The organism is Kitasatospora sp. NPDC056783, assembly GCF_042789895.1.
Lineage (GTDB): Bacteria > Actinomycetota > Actinomycetes > Streptomycetales > Streptomycetaceae > Kitasatospora.
This window is the reverse complement of record NZ_JBHUAF010000292.1, coordinates 1-10,945: the sequence shown is the minus strand read 5'-3', so window position 1 is coordinate 10,945 and position 10,945 is coordinate 1. Positions and strand designations below refer to the sequence as shown.

At 75.8% G+C, this 10,945-nt stretch carries 10 protein-coding genes; 7 read left to right on the top strand and 3 right to left on the bottom strand.

The features are described from left to right. Window positions 1–125 precede the first annotated feature (125 nt). Window positions 126–653 (bottom strand): DUF1062 domain-containing protein, encoded by a 528-nt coding sequence (locus ACFRMQ_RS30395; RefSeq protein WP_380733896.1) that lies wholly within the window; start codon window positions 651–653, stop codon window positions 126–128. Window positions 654–1,306: 653 nt separating this feature from the next. On the opposite strand from ACFRMQ_RS30395, the gene ACFRMQ_RS30390 reads away from it, so the two are divergent. The 6 genes from ACFRMQ_RS30390 (at window position 1,307) to ACFRMQ_RS30365 (ending at window position 6,320) form a co-directional block, all read left to right on the top strand. Next, the gene (locus ACFRMQ_RS30390; protein ID WP_380733895.1) at window positions 1,307–1,534 is read left to right on the top strand and encodes a hypothetical protein; all 228 of its coding nucleotides are present in this window, start codon (window positions 1,307–1,309) and stop codon (window positions 1,532–1,534) included. An 18-nt stretch (window positions 1,535–1,552) separates the two neighbouring features. Then, window positions 1,553–2,338 (top strand): helix-turn-helix domain-containing protein, encoded by a 786-nt coding sequence (locus tag ACFRMQ_RS30385; RefSeq protein ID WP_380733894.1) that lies wholly within the window; start codon window positions 1,553–1,555, stop codon window positions 2,336–2,338. A gap of 134 nt (window positions 2,339–2,472) precedes the next feature. Further along, on the top strand, window positions 2,473–2,889 hold the full coding sequence (locus ACFRMQ_RS30380) for a sigma factor-like helix-turn-helix DNA-binding protein (RefSeq protein WP_380733893.1): 417 nt from the start codon (window positions 2,473–2,475) through the stop codon (window positions 2,887–2,889). A gap of 135 nt (window positions 2,890–3,024) precedes the next feature. Further along, the gene (locus ACFRMQ_RS30375; protein ID WP_380733892.1) at window positions 3,025–4,032 is read left to right on the top strand and encodes an aldo/keto reductase; all 1,008 of its coding nucleotides are present in this window, start codon (window positions 3,025–3,027) and stop codon (window positions 4,030–4,032) included. A 62-nt stretch (window positions 4,033–4,094) separates the two neighbouring features. Beyond that, window positions 4,095–4,934: a DUF4253 domain-containing protein gene (locus ACFRMQ_RS30370; protein ID WP_380733891.1), complete on the top strand. Its 840-nt coding sequence runs from the start codon at window positions 4,095–4,097 to the stop codon at window positions 4,932–4,934. A 126-nt stretch (window positions 4,935–5,060) separates the two neighbouring features. Next, window positions 5,061–6,320, top strand: coding sequence for an SLC13 family permease (locus tag ACFRMQ_RS30365; protein ID WP_380733897.1), 1,260 nt, complete (start codon window positions 5,061–5,063; stop codon window positions 6,318–6,320). A gap of 92 nt (window positions 6,321–6,412) precedes the next feature. Here ACFRMQ_RS30365 and ACFRMQ_RS30360 read toward each other — a convergent pair whose 3' ends face one another. Together ACFRMQ_RS30360 and ACFRMQ_RS30355 are read right to left on the bottom strand one after the other, a co-directional pair. Continuing rightward, window positions 6,413–8,221: a beta-galactosidase family protein gene (locus ACFRMQ_RS30360; protein ID WP_380733890.1), complete on the bottom strand. Its 1,809-nt coding sequence runs from the start codon at window positions 8,219–8,221 to the stop codon at window positions 6,413–6,415. Between the two features lie 141 nt (window positions 8,222–8,362). Further along, a complete protein-coding gene (locus tag ACFRMQ_RS30355; RefSeq protein WP_380733889.1) occupies window positions 8,363–9,307 on the bottom strand; it encodes an NAD-dependent epimerase/dehydratase family protein in 945 nt (314 codons plus the stop codon). A 163-nt stretch (window positions 9,308–9,470) separates the two neighbouring features. Between ACFRMQ_RS30355 and ACFRMQ_RS30350 the strand changes: the two genes are divergently transcribed. Further along, a partial coding sequence (locus tag ACFRMQ_RS30350; RefSeq protein WP_380733888.1) for an ALF repeat-containing protein occupies window positions 9,471–10,945 on the top strand: 1,475 nt, incomplete at its 3' end.

Sequence of the window (10,945 nt, the reverse complement as noted above, 5' to 3'; positions counted from 1 at the left end):
CCAGCGGGTCTGACCAGCGCCGCGAGGCCGCCCGTACCCGAGGCCCGTACCCGACGCCCGTACCCGACCCCCGCGTGGTAAGTCGGCCCGGCCGACTTCCCACGCGGGGGCACCCGGGGAAGGGCTCAGCGCTTGAGGATGAAGGTGAAGTCGTCGCTGAGCCTGCCGTCCAGCCGGACCGCCGACACGAGCCGGCCCTGCGCGAGGAGCCGCTCGACCTCGCCGCGCGACAGGCCGCAGGCCTCGGCGATCAGCCGCACCGGGCGGACGGGGACGGGGGCCGCGAAGCGGACCGAGACGTCGAGCACCTCGTGGTCCAGGGGATTCGAGCCGCCGGTGTCCAGGCGCCAGGCGCCGCCCCAGTCGAGGGCGACGCGGCCCCGCCGCAGCACCGCCGGGTCCTGGAGCAACTCGGCCGTCAGGCCCGGGTCGTTGGCGTGCAGCCGGTCCAGCAGATCGGGCCGTACGGAGCGCACCCGCGCCCGCTCCAGGACGGTGAGCTTGTCGGTCCGCCCGCACCCGGTGCAGAGCACCAGCAGCCAGACGTCGATGAGTTTGTGGTTGGCGTTGACACGGAATCTGCCGCTCGCCCGGAAGCGTTCGGACGCGCACGTGTGGCAGCGCCGTCGGACAAGGGGCAGGCAGGTGGGCATGACCACCCAGGTTTCGAGCACAGGGGTACACCGTTTCCAGTGAGAAGTCCGCAGCGGAAAGGAGCGCGGCGCACGGGCGCGACGCGCGACAGATCAGCGATCGGGAGGTCTCACACGGTGTACAACGGGATTCCCTTGGCTAGGCGGCCTGGCAGGACGGCACGGTAACCCCGCGCGCGGCCGCGCTGCCACCGGTTTTCCGCGGCGGCGCCCGCAACGCAGAGAGACCGCTCGGGCCAGCGAACGGGCCGGGCGGTCTCTGCTGTTCGGACGGACCCATGCGCCAACACGGCCCGCTGCCGATGATCCCGAATTTGTTGGAGTGAACAGCGCCCCCGGGTTCCGGACCCGACAGGTCCGGGTGACGCCGCTCCAAATCGTCACATCCCGCCAGGAGGGCTCACAAGGGCGCGTTGCACAAAGGCGCATCAAAATCCGGTTTCAGTTCGTTGAACTGTGCGTCTCTGCTAGGGCGTTCGCAAAATTGCGGGCAGGGGGCGGGACTCTGACGCATCAATCCGCGCGATGTTCACCGAACCGATTGGGATTCACCCGTACGCCTGACAGAGTGTGATGCCACCGGACACACAGTGCGACGCCAACCGCACAAGTGCCCGCCCGTTGGAGTGGACAGTGATATGGAGGGTTCCTCGATGACGAGGAAGCGAAACAAGCACCCGCGCACCCGCGACCGCGCCCGCTGCGCGACGGCGGACGGCCCGGCCGGCGTGACGGCCGTGGTGGTCGTCGTGGTCGTGGTCGTCCTGACGGTCGCGCTGGCCGCCGCCCTGGTGGCGACCGGCATGTCGGCCGGAGCCGCGCTCGAACTGGCCACGGGCGGCTGCCTGTTGGCCGCAAGGCTCCGACGGGGGCGGGCCTAGGAAGAGCGCCTGCCTGCGATGGGACGCCGAGAGAAGCCGGTCGAGGCGGCCGAGCCGGCGCTGCGCCGACTGGCCGAATGGCTGCGCGAGCAGCGCAAGGAGGCGAAGTTGACGTACCGTCAGCTCGCCGATCGGACCAACTACCACCCCACCACCCTGCAACGGGCCGCCGCCGGGCGCTCCGTGCCGAGCTGGAAGGTCGTCGAGGCCGTCGTCCGCGAATGCGGCGGCGACCTCAAGACGGCCCGCCGCAAGTGGTCCCAGGCCAACTACTGGGCCCACGTCCCGCATCCGTCGAGGACCCGGCGGCTGCGCGCGCCCCGGCGGGTCGACCCCGAACAGGTCGACTCCTTCGCCGACCTGCGCCGCGCGATGCACGAGATGCGCCGCAAGGCCGACTGGCCCTCCCTGAGGGAACTGGACCGCCGGGCCCGCGACCGGGGCGCACGGCTGCCCTCCAGCACCCTGGCCCTGGTCCTCAAGGGTGAGGCCCCGCTGCGCAAACCCGTGTTCCTCGCCTACATGGACGTCTGCGGGGTCAAGGAGGCCCGCCGCGCCCTGTGGGCGGCCGCCTGGGACCGGACGAACAACGCCCGGACCCCGCTCCCGGTCAACTCCCGTACGTACCACAGCGAGTTCGTCCGGGCCATGCAGTCCTCCAGCGCGGGCACCCCGACGGACACCCTGTTCAGACTGTGGATGACCCTGCGCACCAACCTGGCCGCCGAGCGGGACGAAGGGCCCGCCCACCCCGCCGCGGCGGGCCGCGAAGGCACCGACGACAACCCGTCGTTGCTCGTGTGACCCAAGTCCGCGGGTGGGGCGCGCCACCCGCGCCCCGCCCGCGGACCGGCACCCATCCGCGGAGCGGCACCCGCCCGCGGACCGGCACCCATCCGCGGAGCAGCACCCACCCCGCGCCACCCCGGGACACCACCATGCCGACACCACCGCACAAGCCGGCCGCCCCCGCCCCCGCGCCCGCCCTGGGCCTGTGGGCGCTGCACGACCTCCACCGGCGCCACTACCTCGACTACGCCGCGCTGCTCCTGCCGCCCGCCGACGCGCCACGGGCCGTGCGCGACGCCTTCCATGAACTCGGCGGCCACTGGCTCGACGCCCTGTCCACCGCCAGCCCGACGGCCTGCGCCTGGCAGGCGGTCAGCGGCCGGGTCCGCATCCTGGCCGGCCCGCGCCCGTTCCACCCGGTCGCCCACCTCACCGCCGCCCAGCAGGACGTCCTGCTGCTGCACCTGGTCCTCGGCCTGTCCGCCGCCGAGGTCGCCGCCCTCACCGGCACCGAGCCCGCCGCCGTCCACGTCCGGCTCCGCTCCCTGGCCGCCGCCCGCCGCTGAGAGCCGCCGCCCGCCCGGCCCCGGGGAGGTCCGGCCCCGGCCGGGACCGGAGCCGGAGCCGGGGCCGGGGCCGGGACCGGACCGGAGGCTAGAGTCCCGGGTGAGCACCACCGCGCCGCCCGAGGAGACCCCGCCATGCCGACCGACCCCACCGCCCCCGCGACCCCCGCCCCCACCGCGCACCCGCACGCCGCGCGCCTCGGCCTGGGCACCGCGGCCGTCGGCCGGCCCGGCTACATCAACCTCGGACGCGACACCGACCTGCCCGCCGAACGCACCGTCGAGGCCCTGCGCCGACGCACCCACACCCTGCTCGACGCCGCGTACGCCGCCGGCGTGCGCTACCTCGACACCGCCCGCTCCTATGGCCGCGCCGAGGAGTTCCTCGGCCAGTGGCTCACCGCCCACCCCGAGGCCGCGGCCCAGGTCACGGTCGGCAGCAAGTGGGGCTACACCTACACCGCCGACTGGCACACCAGCGCAGCCGGCGCCCACGAGGTCAAGGAACACTCCACCGCCGTCTACGACCGCCAGATCCGCGAGACCCGCACCCACCTCGGCGACCACCTCGACGTCTACCTGATCCACTCCGTCACCCCCGACAGCCCCGCCCTCACCGACCCCGCCCTGCACGAGCGCCTCGCCGCCCTCGCCGCCGAGGGCGTCCGGATCGGCCTGTCCACCAGCGGCCCCGCCCAGGCCGACACCATCCGCCGCGCTTTCGCCGTCACCGCCGCCGGCCGCCCGCTGTTCACCGCCGTCCAGTCCACCTGGAACCTGCTGGAGACCTCCGCCGCCCCCGCCCTCGCCGAAGCCCGTACGGCCGGCTGGCTCGTCGTGGTCAAGGAGGCCATGGCCAACGGCCGCCTGGCCGGGCGCAACGCCACCGGCCCCGACACCGCCGCGCTGCGCACCCTCGCCGCCCGCGCCGGCACCACCCCCGACGCCCTCGCCCTGGCCGCGGCCGCCGCCCAGCCCTGGGCCGACGTCGTGCTGTCCGGCGCGGCCACCCTCGGCCAGCTCGCCTCCAACCTCACCGCCGCCGGCCTGCGCCCGGCCCCCGAGGACCTGGCCGCCCTCGACGCCCTGGCCGAGCCCGCCGAGGCGTACTGGGCGACGCGGGCCGGGCTGCCCTGGTCCTGACGCACTGCCGGGGGCGGGGACGCCACCCGGTCCTGTCAGTGCGCGCCCCTACGGTGAGCCGCATGACCGAGCCCCTGGACCTCGCCGCCGCCCTCGCCGCCCTGACCGTCCCCCTGCCGCCCGGCCGCCTGGCCGGCGGGGACGACGACGGCGCGGAGCCGGTGCTGTGGGTCAGCGACGCCCCCGCCCCCGCCGGCCTGTGGGCGCGGCTGCACCGCGCCCACCCGGACAGCGGCCTGTGGCCACTGCTGCTCACCCCGCTGGACCACGGCGACCCCGACTACCGCCCCTGGCTGTCCGGCGAGCTCTACCCGGGCGACGCCGCCGTGCCCGGCCTCTACGACCCCGCCGCCCTGCTGGCCACCTGGTGGAAGCAGATCGCCGAGGACGAGGACGAGGACGGTGACGGCGAGGACGGTGGGCCGAGCGAGGACGCCGAGATCCTCGACGAGTCCCTCGCCCCCTACGGCCGCGCCTTCCCCGGCACCGCCCCCGCCGCCACCGTCCCCGACGGCGCCGCCGGCCGCGAGGCCCGCGCACTGGCCGACGTGCTGGGGTCCTTCAAGGACGTGCGCCTCGGCCTGGTCCGCGCCGACAGCGGCGCCCACGCCCTCGCGGTGTGCGGCTGGGGCGGCCCCGTGAACCACGAGAACGACACCGCCAAGATCGCCGCCGTGCTCGCCGACTGGGAGCGCCGCTTCGGCGCCCAGGTCGTCGAAGTCGGCTTCGCCACCCTGGATCTGAGCGTCCCCGTACCGCCCGCCACCCTCGCCGAGGCGCTCCCGCTGGCCGCCGAGCACACCGCCTTCTGCCCCGACCTCGTCTTCCAGGGCGCCGAAACCCTCACCGCGTACGCCGAGCAGCTGGTGGGCGCCCACCAGTGGTCCTTCTGGTGGGACTGACCGGCCCGCCGGCGGCCGGGACGGTGACCCCCGGCCGCCGGCGAGGTGTCGGTGTGGCATGCTGCGCCCGGCCGCGAACCGGGCCCGAGCACTGACCACCCCCCAGGAACACCCGAGGAGCACCCCCTGAACACCGCCTGGGCCGAAGTTCTGTCCTCGGGCCTGCTGGCGCTCGTCCTGGTGTGCGCCGTCGCCCGGCCGTGGGGCTGGCCGGAGGCCGCCGTCGCCGTCCCGGCCGCCGCCCTGCTGGTGGCCACCGGCGCCGTCCCCCTGGACCACGCGACGGCCGAGGCCGCCCGGCTCGGGCCGGTGATCGGCTTCCTGGCCGCCGTCCTGGTGCTGGCCAAACTCTGCGACGACGAGGGGCTGTTCCGCGCCTGCGGCGCCTGGATGGCCCGCAGCGCCGCCGGGCGCCCGCGCCGCCTGCTGGCCCAGGTGTTCACCGTCGCCGCCGTGGTCACCGCGGTGCTCAGCCTGGACGCCACCGTCGTCCTGTTCACCCCCGTCGTCCTGGCCACCGCCGCCCGCCTGGGCGCCCGCCCCGCCCCGCACCTGTACGCCTGCGCCCACCTGTCCAACACGGCCTCGCTGCTGCTGCCCGTCTCCAACCTGACCAACCTGCTCGCCTTCACCGCCAGCGGCCTGAGCTTCGGCCGCTTCGCCGCCCTGATGACCCTGCCCTGGCTGGCCGCCGTCGGCGTCGAGTACCTGGTGCTGCGCCGCTTCTTCGCCGCCGACCTGGACGCCGCCACGGCCGGCGCGCCCGAGGACGGGCCGGCCCCCGCCATGCCGGTGTTCGCCCTGGCCACCGTCGCCGCCACGCTCGCCGGGTTCGTCCTCGCCTCCGCCCTGCACGTCAACCCCGCCTGGGCGGCGGCGGCCGGCGCCACGGCCCTGGCCGTACGCGCCCTGGCCCGGGGCCACGCCACCGCCGCCACGGTGGTGCGCTCGGCCGCCCTGCCGTTCCTCGCGTTCGTCCTGGCCCTGGGCATCGTGGTGCGCGCGGTCGTCGACAACGGCCTGTCCGCCGCCCTGGCCCACCTCGTCCCCTCCGGCACCACGCTGCCCGCCCTGCTCGCCACCGCCGCGCTGGCCGCCGTCCTCGCCAACGTCATCAACAACCTGCCCGCCACCCTCGCCCTGGTGCCGCTGGCCGCCCCGTTGGGCCCCGGCGCCGTCCTCGCGGTCCTGCTCGGGGTGAACATCGGCCCCAACCTCGGCTACGCCGGCTCGCTGGCCACCCTGCTGTGGCGCGGCATCGTCCGCGACCACGGAGTACCGGCCGACCTGCGCCAGTTCACCCGCCTGGGCCTGCTCACCGTCCCCGCCGCCCTCACCGCCGCCGTCCTGGCCCTGTGGGCCTCGCTGCGCCTGATCGGCACCTGACCGGGGCCTGACCGGGGCCGGGGCCGAGCGGAGCTGGAAGCCGGCGGGCCCGGCTTCCAGCGGCGCGTACCGAGGCGGGTCCGGAGCTCCGCTCAGTACTCGGAGCTGGGGGCCGCCGTGGCCGGGCCGAGGTCCGGTTCGTCGCGCAACTCCACGGCCGTGCCGTGGTGTTCGAGTTCCAGGACGACCAGCTCGTTGGTCCCGGCGCGCCACAGCGGGGCGGGGGCGTAGAGGGTGCGCTGGGGGCCGGCGGCGCAGTGGCGGCCGAGGAGGAAGCCGTTGAGCCACAGCAGGCCCCGTCCCCAGCCGGGCAGGGCGAGGAACGCGTCGGCGGGGGAGGGGAGTTCGGCGGTGAAGCGGTGGAAGGCCGGTTCCCCGGCGCGGGCCTCCTCCCCGGCGTTGGCCGCTTCCTCGTCGGTGAAGCGCAGCGCGGTGAGGTCGCCCAGCGGCAGCGGGCGGATCTGCCAGCCGAAGAGCCGCTGGTGGCCGTGCGAGACACCGCGGGTGATGCCCTTGCGGTCGTCCATCTGCGGGCCGTAGTTCACCCGGCCCAGCGCCTCGACCAGGATGTCCAGGACGACCCCGTCGGGCCCGGTGGCCAGCGGCAGCGTCGCGCCGGGGGAGTTGCGGTCCAGCACTCCGAGCGGGCGCCCGTCCGCGAACACCTGCGCCCGGTCGGCCAACCCGTCGATGCGCAGCGGGAGTTCGGGGCGCGGGCCGGGAACGCGGGTGCGGTAGTGGATCAGGCCCCGGTCCTGGCCGACCCGCTCCATCGGCAGCGGAGCGGCGTGGCGCCGCACCCGCGACAGCACGTCCAGGGCCCCGGCCAGGGTCGCCCGGCCGCGCGCGGGCTCCAGGCGCCGGGGGTCCACCCGCGCCGGCGGGGCGGGAAGTTCGCCGTCCGGCAGCGGCAGGTAGCGGCCGATGACCTCGCGCAGGGCGTGGAACTTGGCGGTGAGTTCGCCGGCCTCGCCGATCGGCGCGTCGTAGTCGTAGCTGGTGACGGTCGGCTCGTAGCCGGCGTCCAGCGGGTGGGCGCCGGCGTGGTTGGCGCCGGCCCACAGGCCGAAGCTGGTGCCACCGTGGGCCATGTAGAGACTGACGGAGGCGCCGGTGGCGAGGAGTTCGTCGAGGGCGGCGGCGCTCTCCTTCGGGTCGCGGACGTGGTGGGGCAGGCCCCACTGGTCGAACCAGCCGATCCAGAACTCCATGGCCGTCAGCGGGCCCTGGCCCTGGTGGCGGCGGAGCACCGCCAGGCGTTCGGGGGCGCGCGAGCCGAAGGTGGCGGTGGCGAGGAGGCCGGGGACGGCGCCGCCCTGCTGCATGGTGTCGTGGGCGCCGTCGGTGGTGAACAGCAGGCAGTCCACCCCGCGCCGCACCAGGCCGTCGCGCAGGTGGGCGAGGTAGGCGGCGTCGTCGCCGTAGCTGCCGTACTCGTTCTCCACCTGCATCGCCACCACCGGGCCGCCCCGGCTCGCCAGCAGCGGCAGCAGTTCGGGCACCACCGCGTCGAACCAGCCGTCCACCTCGGCCAGGTACGCCGGGTCGGCGCAGCGCAGCCGCAGCCCGTCCACCGCCAGCAGCCGGGCGGGCAGCCCGCCGAAGTCCCACTCCGCGCAGATGTACGGGCCGGGGCGCAGGATGACGTCCATCCCGAGGTCGCCGGCCAGCCGAACGAAGCGCGCCACGTCCCGCCAGCCGGTGAAGTCGACGGTGCCGCCGGGCAGTTCGTGGAAGTTCCACGGCACGTAGGTGTCGACGGTGTTCACCCCGAGCGCCCGCACCCGCCGCAGCCGGTCCTCCCACAGCCCGGGGTGCACCCGGAAGTAGTGCACCGCCCCGGCCACCACCCGGTGCGGGGCCCCGTCCCGGACGAACCCGTCCGCGTCGTACCCGAGCATGAGCGCACCCGCCTTCGAACCGGAGACCCTGACCGTGCCGAGCGTAGGGCGTGTCCGGCGATTCCCGCCGGGTGCGCGCCGTCGGGGCACGCACCTCGCGGCCCGGGCGGTGGTTCGGGCGGCGGTCCGGGGGCCGGCCGGCTACGGCCGCTCGCGCTCGCGCCACCAGGCGACCGTCGCCCGGACCTGCTCCTCCAAGGGCGTGGCCCGCACCGTGAACGCCGCCTCGTAGGCGGAGCAGTCCACCACGAACGGCCGGTCGAACTGGTAGCGCGTCTCCCGCAGTTCGCGCAGCAGCGGCGAGAACAGCCCCGCCGCCGCGAGGACGGCCGAGGGCAGCGGCCGCACCGCGACCGGCCCGGCGCCGGCCTCGGCGGCCAGGTGTCCGGCCATCGCGCGCACCGGCAGCGGCGGGGCGGTGGGCACGTGCCAGGCCCGGCCCCAGGCCCGTTCGTCCTCCGCGACCTCGGCCATCGCCCGGGCCACGTCCGGCAGGTAGGTCCAGCTGTGGGGGGCATCCGGGTCGCCGAGCACCGTGACCGGGCGGCCCTTGAGCAGTCGGGGCATCACCCGCGCGGCCAGGTGGCCGCCGTCGGTGACGCCGGGGCCGAAGAAGTCCGAGGCCCGCACCTCCACCGCCCGGATCCGCCCGGCCTCGTGCAGCGTCCGCACCCGCTCCCAGGACGCCGCCCGCACCCGCCCCTTGGGGCCGGTCGCGGCGAGCGGCAGGTCCTCGGTCATCGGCCCCGCGACCGGCCCGTAGCCGTACAGGTTGCCGAGCATGACCAGTACCGCGCCGCTCTCCTCGGCCGCCGCGCACAGCGAGGCCGTCAGCCCCGGCCACAGCCGCGTCCACTGGGGCAGCGGCGGCGCGGCGCAGCCGTGGACGGCGGCGGCCCCGTGCGCGGCCCGTGCCAGCGCCGCGGGGTCGCTCGCGTCCAGGGCCAGGTGCTCGACGCCGGGGACGGCCGGGCGGGCGGGGCGCCCGCCGCGGGTGACGACCCGCACCTCGTGGCCGCGCCCGGCCAGCAGGCGGGCGGTGGCGGCCCCGGCGGGCCCGTGTCCGACGACCAGGTGGAAGCTCATCCGCCACACCCTAGCGCCGCCCCCGGTGTGCCTCTGACCGGGCGCAACGCGCTGTTCGCCGGGGATGTTTGAAGGAGTCGCACATAATTGGTATGGCAATCGTAAAAGTGGATCTATGCTGTCGGTCGTTCATGATCCACAGCGCGAAGCAGGTCCTCTGTCTATGAAGCTCCCCCGGGTGTCCGCCGTCGTCGCGGCCGCCGTCCTGGCCCCCGCCGTGCTCTTCCCCTCCTCGGCCTCGGCCGCCGACACCCCGAAGCCGGCCGGCATCTCCGGCCCCGACACCGGCTCCGACTCCGTCAAGGACACCGCCCCCGAGGACACCGCGTCCCAGGGCGACACCCCCAAGGGCGCCGACGGCCAGGAGCAGCGCGACCGCGCCGAGGTCGAGCGCATCCTCGCCAACTCGCCCGCCGAATCCTGGTGCAGGGTGCACGAGGGCGCCGCGAAGGCCCTCCAGGGCACCGCCGCCGACCTGCGCCACTTCCTGGAGACCGAACTCGACGGCCTCCAGAAGTCGGACAACCGGCTGCTGGTCGCCCGCCTCCGCAACGGCGCCGGCCCGGTCCTCGACGCGGCCGCCCGGGCCGCCATCAACGCCGGCGACGACGCCATCGCCGAGTTCCTGAAGACCGGCCAGTACGCCGCCCGCGCCGAGGACGAGGACCGCGCCGAGGTCGAGCGCATCCTCGCCGACTCGCCGGCCTGGTCCAAGGTGCGCGAGGGCGCCGCGAAGGCCCTCCAGGGCACCGCCGCCGACCTGCGCCACTTCCTGGAGGCCGAGCTGGAGCCGAGCCGCCGGACCGACAACCGGGTGCGGGTCGTCCAGATCGAGTCCCTCGGCGGCCCGGCGGTCAAGAAGGCCGCCGCCCAGGCGCTGGAGGGCAGCTACCAGGACATCCTCGACTTCCTGGCGACCGGCCAGCACGCCGCCCGCGCCGAGGACGAGGACCGCGCCAGGATCGAGGCCATCCTCGCCGACCCCAAGACCGGCCGCGGCGTGCGCGAGGGCGCCGAGAAGGCCCTCAAGGGCGGCGCCGCCGAGCTGCGCCACTTCCTGGAGGCCGAGCTGCCCCGGCTGCGCGCCGACGACAACCGGGTCAAGCTCTCCCAGCTCATGTCCAGTGGCGGCCCGGCCGTGCGCGAGGCGGCCGGCAAGGCGCTCGACGCCGGCACCGACGAGGCCGTCGAGGCGTTCCTCAACGGCGGCTTCGCCAAGGCCAAGGCCCAGGACGACCGGGTCAGGGTCTCGCAGATCGCCGAGACCGGAGGCCCGGCGGTGAAGAAGGCCGCGCTGGCCGCCCTGGAGGGCGGCGACGCGGACATCACCGCGTTCCTGGACGAGGGCTGGGCCAAGGCCCGCGCCGAGGACGAAGCCGCGACCACCACGCCCGGCAACGGCAACGGCACCAGCAACGGCAACGGCGGTACGGGCACCTCCACCGGCGCCGACGGTTCGGGGCAGCAGCCGCAGCCCGTCCAGCCCGCCGGCTACCCCGGGACCACCGGCACCGCCACCACCACGACCGCCACGGGCACCGGCACCGGCGCGCTCGCCGCCACCGGCACCGACGGCCTCGGCTGGGAGGCTGGCGGCGCCGCCGCGGCCCTCGCCGCGGGCGCGGCACTGGTCGTGGC